The organism is Nitratidesulfovibrio vulgaris str. Hildenborough, assembly GCF_000195755.1.
Taxonomy (GTDB): Bacteria; Desulfobacterota; Desulfovibrionia; order Desulfovibrionales; family Desulfovibrionaceae; genus Nitratidesulfovibrio; species Nitratidesulfovibrio vulgaris.
The window spans coordinates 821,846-837,083 of the sequence record NC_002937.3; the positions used below are offsets into that span (position 1 = coordinate 821,846).

13 protein-coding genes are annotated in these 15,238 nt (G+C 64.4%); 11 read left to right on the top strand and 2 right to left on the bottom strand.

Annotated features, from left to right (window positions below):
- The first annotated feature begins 340 nt into the window (after positions 1-340).
- Positions 341-775, top strand: coding sequence for an MOSC domain-containing protein (locus tag DVU_RS03480; RefSeq protein ID WP_010938036.1), 435 nt, complete (start codon positions 341-343; stop codon positions 773-775).
- Positions 776-801: 26 nt separating this feature from the next.
- Entirely contained in the window at positions 802-1,479 is a 678-nt protein-coding gene (gene purN, locus DVU_RS03485) for a phosphoribosylglycinamide formyltransferase (protein WP_010938037.1), read from the top strand.
- A 252-nt stretch (positions 1,480-1,731) separates the two neighbouring features.
- On the opposite strand, the gene DVU_RS03490 is transcribed toward purN, so the two are convergent.
- Both DVU_RS03490 and DVU_RS03495 read right to left on the bottom strand, forming a co-directional pair.
- Positions 1,732-3,975, bottom strand: a complete 2,244-nt coding sequence (locus tag DVU_RS03490; RefSeq protein ID WP_011792734.1) for a sensor histidine kinase — start codon at positions 3,973-3,975, stop codon at positions 1,732-1,734.
- The gene (locus DVU_RS03495) at positions 3,972-5,093 is read right to left on the bottom strand and encodes an ABC transporter substrate-binding protein (protein WP_010938039.1); all 1,122 of its coding nucleotides are present in this window, start codon (positions 5,091-5,093) and stop codon (positions 3,972-3,974) included. Before DVU_RS03495 ends, DVU_RS03490 begins: the two co-directional genes overlap by 4 nt.
- A gap of 126 nt (positions 5,094-5,219) precedes the next feature.
- Between DVU_RS03495 and amrA the strand changes: the two genes are divergently transcribed.
- The 9 genes from amrA to DVU_RS03540 all read left to right on the top strand — a co-directional run bounded on the left by amrA (position 5,220) and on the right by DVU_RS03540 (position 15,175).
- Complete coding sequence (gene amrA / locus DVU_RS03500; RefSeq protein WP_010938040.1) at positions 5,220-5,792, top strand: AmmeMemoRadiSam system protein A; 573 nt, start codon at positions 5,220-5,222, stop codon at positions 5,790-5,792.
- Between the two features lie 276 nt (positions 5,793-6,068).
- Positions 6,069-7,244, top strand: coding sequence for an MFS transporter (locus DVU_RS03505; RefSeq protein ID WP_010938041.1), 1,176 nt, complete (start codon positions 6,069-6,071; stop codon positions 7,242-7,244).
- Positions 7,245-7,300: 56 nt separating this feature from the next.
- Positions 7,301-7,777 (top strand): hypothetical protein, encoded by a 477-nt coding sequence (locus DVU_RS03510; protein ID WP_010938042.1) that lies wholly within the window; start codon positions 7,301-7,303, stop codon positions 7,775-7,777.
- 7 nt (positions 7,778-7,784) lie between these two features.
- Positions 7,785-8,621: a universal stress protein gene (locus DVU_RS03515; protein ID WP_010938043.1), complete on the top strand. Its 837-nt coding sequence runs from the start codon at positions 7,785-7,787 to the stop codon at positions 8,619-8,621.
- 4 nt (positions 8,622-8,625) lie between these two features.
- On the top strand, positions 8,626-10,623 hold the full coding sequence (locus tag DVU_RS03520) for a PAS domain-containing protein (protein ID WP_010938044.1): 1,998 nt from the start codon (positions 8,626-8,628) through the stop codon (positions 10,621-10,623).
- On the top strand, positions 10,623-12,332 hold the full coding sequence (locus DVU_RS03525; protein WP_010938045.1) for a sigma-54-dependent Fis family transcriptional regulator: 1,710 nt from the start codon (positions 10,623-10,625) through the stop codon (positions 12,330-12,332). The genes DVU_RS03520 and DVU_RS03525 overlap by 1 nt, the downstream gene beginning before the upstream one ends.
- A 232-nt stretch (positions 12,333-12,564) precedes the next feature.
- Positions 12,565-13,383 carry a substrate-binding domain-containing protein gene (locus DVU_RS03530; RefSeq protein WP_010938046.1) on the top strand — a complete coding sequence of 273 codons (819 nt, stop codon included), beginning with the start codon at positions 12,565-12,567 and terminating at the stop codon, positions 13,381-13,383.
- Between the two features lie 461 nt (positions 13,384-13,844).
- Positions 13,845-14,540 (top strand): ABC transporter permease, encoded by a 696-nt coding sequence (locus DVU_RS03535; RefSeq protein WP_011792728.1) that lies wholly within the window; start codon positions 13,845-13,847, stop codon positions 14,538-14,540.
- The gene (locus tag DVU_RS03540; protein ID WP_010938048.1) at positions 14,537-15,175 is read left to right on the top strand and encodes an ABC transporter ATP-binding protein; all 639 of its coding nucleotides are present in this window, start codon (positions 14,537-14,539) and stop codon (positions 15,173-15,175) included. Before DVU_RS03535 ends, DVU_RS03540 begins: the two co-directional genes overlap by 4 nt.
- The last annotated feature ends 63 nt before the right edge of the window (positions 15,176-15,238 follow it).

Below are 15,238 nucleotides of genomic sequence, written 5' to 3' on the forward strand. Positions count from 1 at the left end.
GTCCCGACGGGGCCCTCGATCCAGATTCCCTGACCGGATTTCCGGGGCAGCCGCTGGACGAGGACTTCACGCCAGAAGACCGGACAAGGCGGAGGATGTCTTCGGGGCGCGTCGCATGAAGTGTTGCGGTGCAAGAACGTGCGTTGATACATGGCGGTTGACGAAGCCATGCCGTGGGAGTGTAGAGTGGACGCATTCACTCCGCATTCGGTGGCGGGTGGGCGATGCAGGTGACGCGGGCGTCACCATGCATCACCGGACAGGTATGCCGACAACGTATGTAGCCTCTGCCGGCACTGGGCTTCGAAGAACCGGATGACGGCAGGGCAGGGAGGCGACCATGGGGCATGTCAGGGCCGTGTGCATCAGTGAACGCAAGGGCGAACGCAAGGTCGTCGTCGAAGCCATTACCCTGCGTGAGGACTTCGGTGTCGTGGGGGATGTGCACGCCGGGTCCGGCAGGCAGGTGAGCCTGCTGGCGTCGGAAAGTGTCGACACCATGCGCCCGAAGATGCCGCAGCTTGCGGCGGGCGACTTTGCCGAGAATATGCTGGTCGAGGGGCTTGAAGTCACTGCGCTGCCCATCGGCACGCGCCTTGCCGTGGGCGGGGAGGCGTTGCTTGAAGTGACGCAGATAGGCAAGACCTGTCACTCGAAGTGTAACATCCACAAGACGGTGGGATTCTGCGTGATGCCCACCGAAGGCGTGTTCGCGCGCGTGGTGCGCGGGGGCGTCGTACGTGCCGGTGACCCTATCGTGCGCGTAGACGGCTGACCGCATCAGCGCCGACCGGAGTAACCATGCTGCGAATCGCTGTGCTGGCTTCCGGCAACGGCTCGAATCTTCAGGCCATCCTCGACAGGATTGCCTCTGGCGCGCTCGATGCCGAGGTGGGCGTCGTCATCTCCAACAAGCCGCAGGCCCGTGCGCTTGAGCGTGCCCGCAGTGCGGGAGTGCCGTCATTGGCACTCGACCCCGCCGCATACGCCGACCGCGAAAGCTACGATGCCGCCCTCGTGGAAGCCATCCGTGCCGCCGGGGCACAGTGTGTGGTACTCGCCGGCTACATGCGGCTGCTGACCCCGGTTTTTCTGGCTGCCTTTCCGGGGGCGGTCATCAACATCCACCCTTCGCTGCTTCCCAGTTTTCCCGGTTTGCGCGGGGCTGGCGACGCCCTGGACTACGGGGTGCGCCTTGCCGGTTGTACCGTGCATTTCGTGAATGAGGAGATGGACGGCGGCGCTGTCATCGTGCAGGCTGCCGTGCCCGTCACGCCGGGTGAACCGCTGGACGACCTCAAAGCCCGCATCCATGCCATGGAACACCGCATCTACCCGCAGGCCCTGCAATGGCTTGCGCAGGGGCGCCTGCGTGTGGAGGGGCGTTGCGTTCATGTCGCCCCGCCGGATAGTGGTGTGGTGCCTGCGGCGGCTGGCGGGGCGTGGCTGGTGAGTCCGCCCCTTGAACCGGGATTCTGAACCGGACGCACATCGGTAGCACATCAGTCGGGGGCGCGTTTCCGGCGCCAAAGCACGTAGGTGGGGCCCTCTGCGTATCATGCGATGCGCGCCCTTGTGTGTGTCCCGTTCCTTCCCGCCTGGCCCCGCTTGTCCCCGGATGGGCCCCGAGGCCTTCAGGGTGTGCGGCAGGGGCCGGCAGGGGGGGGCGGTGATGCGCACCGGGGGGGCGCGTCGGGTGATGCGAGACAGGTGATACGTGTGTGCTGGCTGTCAGGGGGTGTCCACGGCTTCCGGCTGCATCAGTGCGCCGGTGTTCCGGTACGGCAGCCGCAGGGTGAAGCATGTGCCGTGCCCCGGGTCGGACGTCACGTCGAACGTGCCCTTGTGGTTGCGGGTGACGATGAAATAGGAGACCGACAGGCCAAGCCCGGTGCCGACCCCGACATCCTTCGTGGTGAAGAAGGGTTCGAAGACGCGCTTGCGGATGTCCGGCGTCATCCCCGGCCCGTTGTCCTCCACATCTATGCGGGCCATGTCCCCTTCTCGGCGGGTACGCAGGGTGACGCGGGGCCTCTCTTCTGACGGTGGCTTCTCAGCGAGTGCCTGCGCCGCATTGCGCAGCAGGTTGAGGATGACCTGCTCAATCTCCGTCACGGAACAGACCAGCGGCGGCAGGTCGGCGTCATAGTCACGCACGATCATGATGTGCCTGAAATCGTACTTCTTTTTCAGGTCGTAATCGTTGGCGGCAAGGTCCACTGTCCTGTCCAGCGCGTCGCGCAAGTCAACAGTCGAATGGCGTGTCTCGCTTCTGCGGCTGAATTCCAGCATGTTGGCCACGATGTTGGCCGCGCGTGCCCCCGCCTCGCGGATGCCTTCAAGAAAGGCGGGAATCCTGCGTTCGGCAAGATAGGCGTTGATGGCTTCCAGCGGGCAGCCCACCCTGTTGGCGGTATCGGTGTTGGCGGGCAGGGCAGGGTCCAGCCTGCGCTGGATGTTCTGGGCACCGAGGAGAATGGCCCCGAGAGGGTTGTTTATCTCGTGCGCCATGCCAGCGGCAAGCCCACCCACCGACATCATCTTTTCAGTCTGCACCATCAACTCTTCCATATGGACCCGCGCCGTCACATCATCCACTCGTAGCAGCGCGTGGGCTGTCTCCGAATCGGCGATGGGGAACAGGGCGACGTCTTCGAAGAGGGTACGACCTTCATGCTGGTGGGCAAGGCGGTCATGGCGGAACGTTGCACCGTTCTGTATGGCATCCAGCATCTCATCCGTGACCGGGGAGAGGAAGGGCAGCAGTTCCGCCACGGCGCGTCCACGGCCCTCTTCGCTACCTATGCCCACGCGCTCCCCTGCGGCAGCGTTCATGAGCGATACGCGTCCTTCCCTGTCGAGGGCGAACAGGGCGGAGGGGATGGCGTCGATCACGGTTCCGACGAAGGCCCGTTCGCGTTTGAGGTCAGTCTCACGTTGCCGCACCCTGTCGGACATGAGCATGAAGGTGTCGTTCATGGTGTCCAGTTCGGTGAAGTCGTGCCTATGCGGCAGTGGCGGGCCGTATTCGCCCGCTGCCACCCGCCTGAGCGACGCAGCCAGTGCCTTGAGAGGGTCGCCCACCCGCAGGCGGAGGTCGCGTATCAGCCTGAAGGCGAAGACGACATACAGGGCCGTAAGGAGGACGACCAGAAGCCCGATGCCTCCTGCCACCTCGCTCAGCAGGGCTGAACGGCGCTTCAGCGACAGGATCTTCCAGTCGTGGGGCTCCACTGTGGCGACGGTGGCTACCCAGCTGGTGCCGCCGAGATTGAGCGTACCCTGGGTTGGCGGGTCGTGGCGCCTGAAGAACGGCAGGTCGCCGATGTTGCCCTGACGCTGTATTTCTGTGGGGTCGGGGTGTGCGATGAGGTTGCCGAAGCGATCGGTGATGATGAGGGCTTCGCTTTCTTCGGGGAGCAGTTCCTGAATGGAACGGCTGAAGGCATCGAGCCGCAGGGCACCGAGCAGGCGCCCTTTTGTCCACAGGTCTGTTCCGATCCACACCACGACTTCACCTGTATCCCCCAGGGGGATGGGTTTGCCGATGATGGGGCTTGCCGACTCCTCTCCCCGTGGCTGATGGAGCGGGAAATCGACCTGCACCGGGCCGCGTGGTGTACGTGCCACGATGGTGCCGCTGGCATCGAGGACGATGACGCGGGCGAACAGTTCAAGGGCGTGGGCATCGGTGGCGGTGAGGGTGCGAAGAAGGTCTTCGCTGGGTGTGCGTGGTAGGCGCAGCGCCATCTCGCGTAACGATTCCTGGGCAAGGGCTATGTGGGCATTGATCTGTCGCGTGAGCAGTGTGGTGGTTCGCACGCTGCGCTCTTCGAAGTTGCGCTTCTGCACGAGGTAGAGGAAGGCGCTGGTCGAGGCGAGCGAAAAGAGCGCCAGCAGCATGAGCCACAGCGTGAGCCTGCGTTGCAGGAAGCCGGTGAGGGTCGGCGTTGCGGAGGTATTGACCGGCATCATTGTATGCTGACGAACTCCCCGTTGCGTATGGTCACGATGTAGGGTGGCCGCTGGACATCGCCGTACTGGTCGAGGGTCACGGTCTCGCTGATACCTTGCACCGGGGTTCCTGCCGCGAGCGCTTCACGCAGCCCTTGGGCCCTGCCTCCGGTACGGCGGAGGGCCGCGGCCAGCACCTTGGCACTTTCATAGGCCAGGGCCGCCGCGAAGTTGGGCTCCCAGCCGAACCGTTCCGTGTATGCCTTGCGGAAGGCGAGATAGCCTTCACGCGTGTCGTCGGGCAGGTAGCTGATGGTGAAGACGATGCCTTCGACCGCGCGTCCGCCCGCAAGGAATATCTCGCGCGTGTAGGCCCACGAGGAACTCAACAGCACGGGGCGCGGTGAGTCGTGCGCATCTATGAATTGCGCGAGGGCTGCCGTGTCGCGGGCTGATGCGGCAAGCACGATGGTGTCGGGATTCGTCGAGACTGCACGGATGGCAGCGGCCTCCAGTGTGTCACGCTGGGCTGAGGTGAAGGGGATGCGTTGCAGGAGTCTGCCTCCACCCGCTTCAAACTGCGTGACGAAACCGTCTACGAACGACCCCGCGAAGGCCTGATTGGCCGTCTCGTAGATGACTGAGACGGTCTTCAGCCCCTGTGCGAGGGCGTAGTCCGCCGTGGCGTACGCCCATGAGTCGTTGTCGGGCATGAGCCTGAAGAAGCCGTCCCGCTTGCCGGTGAGCAGGGGTGTCGAGACCGTGGGGGCAATCATGACGGCCCCGTGCTGTTCGACGACGGGAAGGCCTGCGATGGCCTGATTGCTGGTCATGTGCCCGATGATGGCTACGACACCCTGGCGGAGGAGTGCCGAGTCGGCGTCGCGGGCACTCTCTGCCGTGGGGCCGTCGTCCATGGACAGCAGTTCAAGCTGGCGTCCGTTGATGCCCCCCCCGGCATTGATGTGCTCGATGGCGAGTTGGGCACCGTTGCGTCCCTGTACCCCAAGGTCGGAGTTGACACCGGTGAGGGGGCCGGAAAACCCCACGAGAATGGGGGGCGACGGCCGCAACAGGACCACGGCGATGCCAACGGTCAGAACGCCCCCCAGAATGACCCAGATGAGACCAGCGCGCATGTGAAACCCCCGTGCAGCAATGGTAGAACACTTCTGTGTTCTCGAAAACAGGAATCATGCACCGCTGGACGGGGGTGGTCATGTCTGGCAGCATCACCGTACTGATGTAGCCAGACCGGAGGTCACATGAAGTCGTTCCGTCTTGCTCTTTCCACCGAAGAGAAGCGCTTTCTTGGGCAGTTGGTGCAATGGGCCATCCGGCGTACCCTCGCCGGTGAACCGGTCGCGGACGGGGATGTCCCGCGACCGCCTGACGGGACGCTCCATGCCCCGCTGGGAGCGTTCGTCACCTTGCACCGGGATGGGGCCCTGCGTGGCTGCATCGGTTCCATCGTGGGGCACGAACCGCTGTACCTCAATGTCTGCCGCATGGCACGGGCCGCAGCCTTTGAAGACCCGCGCTTTTCGCCCGTGGGTGCAGAGGAGGTCGACGCGCTTCATGTCGAGATTTCCGTCATGGGGCCGGTGACCCCCTGCCCCGACCCGGCGCATGTGGAAGTGGGCAGACACGGGCTGCTGATTCGGCGGGGAGGGCGGACAGGGTTGCTGTTGCCGCAGGTCGCCGTGGAACAGGGATGGGATGCCCTGACCTTTCTGGAACACACCTGCCGCAAGGCAGGGCTGGAGGGCGGCTGCTGGCGCGTGGCAGGAACAGAACTCTACTGGTTCGAGGCTCTGGTGTTCACGCCGCCACGGTGATGCTGGCGTGTCATGATGTCTGTAGGGGGGCGGTGCGGGCCGGGTGACACGCGGTCTCCCGGCGACACGGACTCCGCAAGGCAGGCTGGCGAGAGGGCCGGTTAGTTGGCGGGGGGGCCCGGTATGCATGTGGCACGCACGGGACAGCACCGTTCAGGTGCCCGGCTGGGGGGGCGGAAGGCGGATTGCCTGCCCGTATGGCTGTGCTGCGGTGCGCTTGACACCGCCGGATGGCGGGCATAGGCAGGGCGTTCCATCACATCCGGAGTCATCCCCATGCCGCTCATCCCTGCCGTCCCCGGTCTCGCCGACAGGCGCATGTATGTCTTCCTCCTGCTACTGACCCTCGGGTCGGGCATGAGCTTTCAGGGGTGGAACACCCTCTACACCAACTTCGCGGTGCATGGGGCTGGACTCAGCGGTGCCGAGAACGGCCTTGTCCAGTCCATCCGTGAAGTGCCGGGACTGCTCACCTTCGGCGTCATCCCCCTTCTGCTGCTCCTTCGCGAACATCGTCTCGCCGCGCTCGCCGTTCTGGTGACGGGGGTCGGGGTCATGACCGCAGGGCTTCTGCCCACGCTATGGGGCGTTGTGGCCACAACGCTGGTCATGTCGTTCGGCTTCCACTATTTCGAGGCGGTGAACCAGTCGCTGATCCTCCAGTATTTCGACGTGCGCACCGCCCCACTGGTCATGGGGCGTCTGCGGGGGCTTGCCGCCGGGGGCAACCTCGTCATGGGGGCGCTCGTCTACGTGCTTGCAGACCTGTTCGCCTTCTCCACCCTGTTCTGCATCATGGGTGCGTTCGCCACCGTCGCCGGGGCGTGGGCCCTGACGCGAGACCCGAGCGACCCGGCAAGACCTGCGCAGCGGAGGAGCATGGTGTTGCGCCGCCGGTACTGGCTCTTCTATCTGCTGACCATCCTCGCCGGGGCGCGACGGCAGATATTCACGGTGTTCTCCGTCTTTCTGCTGGTGGAGCATTTCGGGTACGGCGTGCGTGAAGTGGCCTTGCTGTTCATCGTCAACAATGCCGTCAACTGGTTCCTCAACCCGCTCATCGGACGGGCGGTGAACCGGTTCGGCGAGCAGCATCTTCTCACGGTCGAGTATTCCGTACTGGTACTCGTCTTCCTTGGCTACACGGTCACCGACAGTCCGCTTGTCGCCGCCTTCCTGTATGTGGTCGACCACATCTTCTTCAACTTCGCCATCGCCATCCGCACCTTCTTCCAGAAGATTGCCGACCCCGCCGACATCGCGCCAAGCATGGCCATGAGCGTGGCCATCAACCACATCGCGGCCGTGGTCATGCCCGTATGCGGCGGTATGCTCTGGATGCTGGACTATCGCATTCCGTTCTACGTCGGGGCGGGGCTGGCCGTCGCCTCGCTTCTCGCGACGCAACGCATCGGTGCGGAGTTACGGCTTCAGGGCGTGAAGCCTTGCTAAAGAGGAACGCAGGGGCTAATTTCCGACGATACGCACGCAACTGCATGGAGGTCGTCATGTCCAAGCTCCGCATCGTTCTGGTCACCGCCTTCACCCTGTCGCTTCTTGCCTTCGCCACCCTGTCTTCCGCCACCGAGGCGGGGCAGACCAAGCCCCTGCCCGACCGTCCTGCCAAGGAATCCGAACGCGCCACGCAGATCGCCGTGGAGTACGAGGGCACGGACAGCATCGGCGCGCGCCTTGCCATGCGCCTCAAGGAACGGCTGAACAGCAGTTCGCTGTTCCGCCTCACCGAGAAGGATGCCCCCAAGATGCGGATACTGCTCTCCACGGTGCCGGAGTTCCCTTCGCGCCCGGGGGTAGGTTCAGCGTATGCCGTGGTGTGGGCGTTCTCGCAGAGCGAGGGCACCCTCCGCCACTACCTTGCCCGTGAAGTGGGCGTGGTCACCGCCGAGGACGTGGACGGTCTCGCCGACAGGATTGTCGAGAGAACCGACGGTCTTTCGGTCAAGTACGGCTATCTTTTCCAGTAGGCGCGTCATGGAACGACACCTTCTCCTCACCATGGGCGGCGATGGCGGACGAGCGTGGAACCTCAACTTCGCGGGGGGCTTCTTCCGTAACAAGACGGAGATGCGTCTGACGCTCTTCTACGTGGTCCAGGAGGCCTACTGCGACAGGCCGGGGGGATGCGAACTCTCCGAGAACGATATGCGCACGGCGCGTGTGCAACTCGACAAGGCCCGTGAGCACGCCATCAAGCTGGGCTTCGTGCCGGACAATGTCGAATGCAAGGCCGTGCCGAGGCAGTTTGGCGTGGTGCGTGACATCGTGGCGGAAGGCCACAGGGGACTCTACGATGCCGTGGTCTCGGGCAGGCGTTACCGGGGCTTTCTCGAGCAGCTTTACGGCAGCAGCGTGTCACGCGGTCTTCTGTGGGAGGACATCGCCTTTCCCCTGTGGATATGCCATGAACCCGACCCGGGTCTTTCCAACGTGCTGCTGTGCGTCGACGGTTCGGACGAGAACCTCCGCATGGCCGACCACGTGGGCTTCATGCTGGCGGAGGAGACGCATTCGGTGACCTTGTGCCACTTCCGCGACCCCGCCATCGACGGGTTCCTCGCCATCGAGGGGGCGCGGGCTGCGCTGGTGGCCAACGGTGTGGATGCCTCGCGCGTCGAGGTGCTTTCGCTCGAAGCCCACGACAGGGCAGCATCCATCCTGCGTATCGCCGACGAGGGCGGGTATGCCGTTGTCGCGGTGGGCAGGCGCCACGGTCTGCCCGACAACCTCATGCGCCGTATGTTCGGGGGTACGGTCTCGGAGCGTCTCCATACCAAGGTCGACCGCTTTTCGCTCTGGGTGAGCAAATGATGTCATGATGGCGGGGCGTTCATCGCACGATACGGGCGAGGAACTGGAACGCCTGCGCGAAGAGGTCCGTCTTCTGCGCGAGGCGTTGCGGCTTGCCTCTTCAACCTTGCCGACCGGTCCGGACGTGGCGGGGTGCATGAGCGATATCGTCCACGCGTTGCCGGTGCTCGCCTTCTGTTGCGACACTGACGGCAGGGTGGTGACAGCCAACAGCCGCTTTGCCGCCATGTGCCAGTGCTCTCCCGTTTCCCGCACACTGCGTGACGTGCTGCCGACCGCCACAGTGGACGAGCTTCTGTGTCTCGTTGAGCGTGCATGGCAGGCACAGGACGTGCGTAGTGGTGTCGTTCCCATGCCGCCGGGGCTCTTCCAGTGTGTCGTGCAGCCCCGTCTGGATGCCGCAGGCAGGCTGAGCCGCGTTCTGTGCGTGGGGCACGATGTGTCCGGGCTGCTACGTGGCAACCATGAACTCGTGCATGCGCTGGTCGGGGCTTCGCCTGTCACCACGCTCCTTCTCGATAGGGAGTGCACGGTGCTGCTCGGCAATGCCTCCGCTGCAGCCCTCATGCTCTGGCCCCCCGAAGGGCAGGGAGACGGCGACTGCTTCAGGTTCCTGCCCGAAGATATAGCCACGCGGCGCAGGGAGGAGGTCCTCCGTTGCTTTGAAACAGGCTGCGCCGTGGAATTCGAGGATACGCAGGACGGCAGGACCTATCACCATTTCGTGCGCCCCATTCCCGCCAGAGACCATGGCGCGACAGTGGTGGGCGAGGTGGCGGTCTATTCCCTGGATGTCACCCTGCCACGGCGGGCGGAGGCCGACCTGCGCGCCGCGGCCAGACTGCATGCCGCGCTTGCAGAAGCCAGTTCACGGCAGTTCGACAGGCAGTCGGCATTGCTGGACAGGGTGTTTGACGAGGTTCCCGCAGGCATCTGCCTGATGGATATCACCGGGCGTGTTCTGCACCTGAACCGGGCCATGGCGGATGTGGTGGGAGCCTCGGAGACCGAACTCGTGGGGACGGACTGCTTCGCCATGTTGCATCCTGCCGACCGTGCCGCCGCCCGTGCGCTTTTCATGCACGACCTTGAAAATGCGGGCAGCCCGGAGGGCTTTCACGAACTCAAGGAGTATCGTTTCTTGCGCAAGGACGGCACGGCGCGCGAATGTCAGGTCGCCTCTGCCATGCTGCGAGACGGAGACGGACCCATCCTCGGCATGGCGGTGGTGACGGACGTGACCGAGATGCGCCGCATCAAGGCCGAGGCCGCGCGGATGGGCCAGTTGGCCACCATCGGGGAACTTGCCGCGGGGGTGGCTCACGAGATCAATTCTCCTGCCAATGCCATCATCAACTGCGCCGACCTTCTCATGGAGGATGCCTTCGACAGTGCCATGGTACGTGATATGGCGAGGCGCATCCGGAGTGAAGGGCAGCGGGTGGCGGCCATCACCCACAACCTGCTGGCCTTCGCCCGCGAACGCAAGCCACCGCCCCCTCCAGCCCTCGTGGACGTGAAGGTCGTCCTGCGCGACACGCTCGAACTCACGGCGGCCCAGATGCGGGCGGAGGGCATCCTCCTCGAGGTCTCCTGTTCCAGCGGCGCGTTGCATGTGCTGGGCCGCACACGCGAACTCCAGCAGGTGTTCCTCAATATCGTCAGCAACGCACGGCATGCACTCAACGCCATTCCGGGCAGTGCTGCGCGATGCCTGTCGATCAACGCGGAACCGCGGGCTGCGGGTAGTTGCGTGTCCGGCCCCGTCGTCAGCGTTTCTTTCCGCGATACGGGCGGCGGCATCGACCCGAGCATCCGCGACAGGGTCATGGAGCCCTTTTTCACCACCAAGGGAGAGGGCCGGGGGACAGGGCTCGGACTCTCCATAAGCAACGCCATCATCGAGGATCACGGCGGTGTGCTCTGTATCGAGAGTGACGGAGAGACCGGCACCTGCGTGACCGTGGAACTGCCACAGATGGTCGAAGACGGAGACGCCTGATGGCGCATATTCTTCTTGTCGAGGATGACGAGAACCTTCGTTTCACGTTCGAGGCCTTCCTGCGTCGGGCGGGCTATACCGTGGACCCGGTGCCTTCTGTGCCTGCGGCCCTTGAAGCGGCCTTGCGCCAGCCGCCCGATGTCGTCGTGGCGGACATCCTGCTCGGTGGGGAGGAGGGCCTTGTGCTGCCCGGTTCGCTACGCAGCCGCGGCCTTGAAGCCCCCGTACTGCTGGTGACGGGCAATCCGAGCCTTGATACGGCAAGCCGGGCGGTATCGACCGGTGCCTTCGAGTATCTCATCAAGCCCGTGGAACGGGATGCACTGCTCGCTGCCGTGGCACGGGCGCACGCCCACAAGTCGCTACAGGATGAACGGGCCGCACTCCACGACGAATTGCAGCGGCTGCGGGCGCATCTCGAGGCCATTTTCCGTAGCGTGCCCGACGTGCTGGTCTCGGTGGGGCGTGACGGTCGTGTCGTGCGCATCAACGACGCCGGGCTTGGTGTGCTGCGCCTTTCCGGCGAGGAGGTCGAGGGCAGGCACTGGCAGGAGGTGTTCGGCGAATGGGAGTCGCAGCTTGGTGACGTTCTGCGCCATGCCCTCGAATCGCGCCAGCGTGTTCCGCGTCGCAGGGTGAACATCACCGTCGACGAGGGGGCTTCACAGGTTTTCGAAGTGAGTGCCTCGCCCCTGCGCGGAGAGACGGGCGACTACCTCGGTGCGGTGCTCGTTCTTCGTGACATCTCACGGCTGGCGGCGTGCTGCCCCCCCGGTGGTGCGCCGGGCGAATGGGGCCTTGTCGGGCTCTCTCCCGCCATGCAGCGTATCTACCATCTCCTTGAAGACCTCGCGCCGACCGATACCACGGTACTCGTGACCGGGGAAAGCGGAACGGGCAAGGAACTGGTGGCGGAGGCCCTTCATAACGCGGGGCCGCGTGCCACGGGCCCTCTCATCAAGGTCAATTGCGCGGCCCTGCCTGAGACGCTCCTGGAAAGCGAATTGTTCGGTCATGTGCGCGGGGCGTTCACCGGTGCCTTGCGTGACCGGGTGGGACGCTTCCAGCTGGCGCACGGCGGCACCATATTCCTCGACGAGATAGGCGACCTGTCGCCGCAGGTGCAGTTGCGGCTGCTACGCGTCCTTCAGGAACGCGAGTTCGAACGGGTGGGCGACACCCGCACCACGCGTGTGGATGTGCGGGTCATCGCCGCGACCCATCGCAATCTGCGCGAACGCGTAGCAAGCGGGCTGTTCCGCGAAGACCTCTACTACCGGCTGCGGGTTGTCGAACTGCATATGCCCCCTTTGCGTGAGCGGCATGAAGACCTTGCGCTGCTCGCCGAACACTTCGTCGGGGTGTTCAACCAGCAGTTCTCACGCTGTGTCATGGGGTTCACAGAAGCGGCAAGCCGCGCTCTCATGACCCACAGCTGGCCCGGCAACGTGCGGGAATTGCGCCATGCCGTCGAGCACGGCTTCATCCTGTGCAAGGGCGAGCGCATCGACCTTGCCGACTTGCCTCCCGACGTGCAGGGGACGGAAGCTAGCGTGTTCCCCCGGGCCGAGCGTTCAGGGGTGCATGAAGCGGCCGTGCGGGAGGCCCTGAAGAAGGCCGGGGGCAACAAGGCACGGGCTGCAAGGTTGCTCGGGGTGGCCCGACAGACGCTGTACCGCAAGCTGGCCGAGTATGGCATTCGCGACTGACCTCGAGTGCTGGCGTTTGTGAACTGTCACTTCTGGTCGTTATCGGTCGTTCGTAGGCTGTGGAGTGCGCATCGTGCATCATGGTGGCCGGGGCTTCGGTGTGCTGGATCGGCACATAGTGCCAGATTACGGTCAATAGCGGGTTTGCAGCGGTATTCCTTTGATGGTACATGGCGTTAATGGTAGAGGAACAACCATAACGGATGCCAAAGACCAAAGAAGGAGTGACTCCATGCGCCGACTGCTCTTCCTCACTTGCCTGCTTGCGGCAGTGATTTCCTCCTCCGCCTTTGCGGCGGACAAGGTACTCATGATGGCCACCACCACAAGCACCGCCGATACGGGGTTGCTCGACTACCTCGCACCGTTGTTCCAGAAGGATACCGGCATCGAGGTCAAGTGGACGGCTGTTGGCACGGGCAAGGCCCTTGAAATGGGCAAGAATTGCGACGTTGACGTACTGCTTGTCCATTCGCCTTCTGCCGAGGCCAAATTCATCGAAGCCGGTTCCGGTATTGAACGCACCCAGCTGATGTATAACGATTTCGTGCTGGTCGGTCCCGTGGCCGACGCAGCCAAGGCCGCAGGCAAGAGCGTCGATGCCGCCCTCAAGGGTATCGCCGCCGCCAAGTCGCCCTTCCTCAGCCGTGGCGACAAGTCCGGGACGCACAACCTTGAGGTGAAGCTGTGGGAAAAGTCGGGCATGGCCCCTGACAAGGAGTCGTGGTACGTCTCCACCGGTCAGGGGATGCTGCGCACCATCGCCATGGCTGCCGAGATGGGCGGCTACACGGTCACCGACCGTGGGACATGGATCAAGTACGAATCCACTCTCAATGGGGCACCCGTCCTGAAGATCATCGTCGAAGGCGACAAGAGTCTGCTCAACCAGTACAGCGGTATCGTGGTCAATCCGGCCCAGTGCCCCAAGGTCAAGGCCGACCTTGCCCGCGAATACATCAAGTGGATGGCTTCTCCCGCCGGGCAGAAGTACATCGGGGACTTCCTCGTTTCGGGCAAGCCCCTGTTCACCCCTAACGCCGGCAAGTAGCCGCTGTAGGAGTGGACGCCGGATAGTACCGGGGGCGGGGTTGCTTGCAGCCCCGCCTTTCATTCAGGAGCGTCATCCGGGTAAGGCCGGCATCCTCCGTCTTCCGTCGTCAGGCTTCTGATTCGCTTGACCTTTGCCTCATGCGGCGACACGATGTCGGGCAACCCGCGAATCACGGCTGCCCGTGCGGCGCAGCACACAAGATGGGCCTTCGTAATCGGCCTGCCGGGCCGACGGGCTCAACTGGCAAGCCAGCCCTGCTAGACCTGCCGGGTGGGCGGGGGGGCCGAGTCAGCCGGAAGAGTGGCGGGATTGGCCGTTATGGTCGGTCTTTACCATATGCAGCGTGACGAAGCGCCTCGTAAGGGTGCGCATAGACCGTTCTGACGGAGGCGCGGACTGCCGGATACGTGGCAGGACGCGCAGACGGGCGGGGTCCGTCGCCGCGCCGTGAAGGACACATGGACTATATCCTCGATGGCTTCGCCGTGGCCTTGCGTCTCCTGCTGGCAGGGGACCCGGAGACGTTCTCCGCCGTATGGGCCACACTCTCCTCTTCGGCACTCGCCATGGTCGTGGCGTTGTGCGTGGGTATGCCCTGCGGTTTCGCGCTCGGGTTCTTTTCGTTTCCGGGCAGGCGCGTTGCGCGGCTGGTCGTGGACACCATGCTGTGCTTTCCCACCGTGGTCATCGGCCTTCTCGTGTATCTTCTGCTTTCCCGCCGCGGGCCGCTGGCCGACCTCGAAATGCTCTTCACCATTCCGGGCATGGCTGTAGGCCTTGCCCTTCTGGGACTCCCCATCGTCATGGCGCTGACGGCCCTTGCCGTGGAACAGGCCGATGGCAGGTTGCGCCAGACGCTGCTGACACTGGGGGCCGACGGATGGCAGGTGCTCACAGCCACATTGTGGGAGGTGCGCTTCCACCTTCTGGGCGCGGGCGTCACCGCCTTCGGGCGCATCGTCTCGGAGGTGGGCATATCCATGATGGTGGGCGGCAACATCAAGTGGCATACCCGCACCATCACCACCGCCATCGCGCTGGAGACGGGCAAGGGAGAGTTCGCCGTCGGCATCGCGCTGGGGCTGGTGCTTCTCGGCATCGCCTTCGCCATCAATCTGATGCTGGCATTCCTGCGGCGGAGGGCGCGCGCATGACGGCTCTTTTCAGTTTGCGTGGCATCAAGAGGCATTACGGAGGCAGACTCGCCCTCGACATCCCCGCCCTCGACATCCCGGCGGGCCGGTTGCTTGGCGTCTGCGGTCCCAACGGCAGCGGCAAATCCACATTGCTGCGTCTGCTGGCCATGCTTGAGTCACCTGATTCGGGAGAGGTCCTCTTCGAGGGTGCGCCGACAGGCGACCTGCGCACCGCCCGGCGGCAGGTGACGTTGCTCTTGCAGGAACCGTATCTGCTGTCGCGGAGTGTGGCGGAGAACGTGGCGTACGGGCTTTCCGTACGGGGCATACGCGACGAGGAACGTGTACGCGCCTCGTTGCTCGCCGTGGGGCTTGACCCCGACCTGTTCGGTGAACGCCGTCGCAACGAGCTTTCAGGCGGCGAGGCGCAACGTGTCGCACTGGCTGCCCGTCTTGCCATCCGGCCGCAAGTGCTGCTCATGGACGAACCCACTGCCAGCGTGGACGAGGAGAGTGCAGGGCGCATAGCCCTCGCGGCCCGTACGGCGTGCGAACAGGGCACCACCGTCGTGGTCGTATCGCACGACCGGGAATGGCTCGATGCCCTTGCGGATGATCAACTCAGGCTCAAGGCGGGGCGCATCGTCGCCTGATGCTACGGGGCATCCGGCTGTTGCCCGCTGCGCCCCGATGCACCCCGATGCAGCCAGTGTCCT

What these genes read in the sequence shown, in the direction of transcription:
- amrA (WP_010938040.1), top strand. Translation starts at nt 5,220, where the DNA reads ATGAAGTCGTTCCGTCTTGCTCTTTCCACCGAAGAGAAGCGCTTTCTT.
- DVU_RS03495 (WP_010938039.1), bottom strand. Translation starts at nt 5,093, where the DNA reads ATGCGCGCTGGTCTCATCTGGGTCATTCTGGGGGGCGTTCTGACCGTT.
- DVU_RS03515 (WP_010938043.1), top strand. Translation starts at nt 7,785, where the DNA reads ATGGAACGACACCTTCTCCTCACCATGGGCGGCGATGGCGGACGAGCG.
- DVU_RS03490 (WP_011792734.1), bottom strand. Translation starts at nt 3,975, where the DNA reads ATGATGCCGGTCAATACCTCCGCAACGCCGACCCTCACCGGCTTCCTG.
- DVU_RS03505 (WP_010938041.1), top strand. Translation starts at nt 6,069, where the DNA reads ATGCCGCTCATCCCTGCCGTCCCCGGTCTCGCCGACAGGCGCATGTAT.
- DVU_RS03510 (WP_010938042.1), top strand. Translation starts at nt 7,301, where the DNA reads ATGTCCAAGCTCCGCATCGTTCTGGTCACCGCCTTCACCCTGTCGCTT.
- DVU_RS03540 (WP_010938048.1), top strand. Translation starts at nt 14,537, where the DNA reads ATGACGGCTCTTTTCAGTTTGCGTGGCATCAAGAGGCATTACGGAGGC.
- DVU_RS03525 (WP_010938045.1), top strand. Translation starts at nt 10,623, where the DNA reads ATGGCGCATATTCTTCTTGTCGAGGATGACGAGAACCTTCGTTTCACG.
- purN (WP_010938037.1), top strand. Translation starts at nt 802, where the DNA reads ATGCTGCGAATCGCTGTGCTGGCTTCCGGCAACGGCTCGAATCTTCAG.
- DVU_RS03530 (WP_010938046.1), top strand. Translation starts at nt 12,565, where the DNA reads ATGCGCCGACTGCTCTTCCTCACTTGCCTGCTTGCGGCAGTGATTTCC.
- DVU_RS03520 (WP_010938044.1), top strand. Translation starts at nt 8,626, where the DNA reads ATGATGGCGGGGCGTTCATCGCACGATACGGGCGAGGAACTGGAACGC.
- DVU_RS03535 (WP_011792728.1), top strand. Translation starts at nt 13,845, where the DNA reads ATGGACTATATCCTCGATGGCTTCGCCGTGGCCTTGCGTCTCCTGCTG.
- DVU_RS03480 (WP_010938036.1), top strand. Translation starts at nt 341, where the DNA reads ATGGGGCATGTCAGGGCCGTGTGCATCAGTGAACGCAAGGGCGAACGC.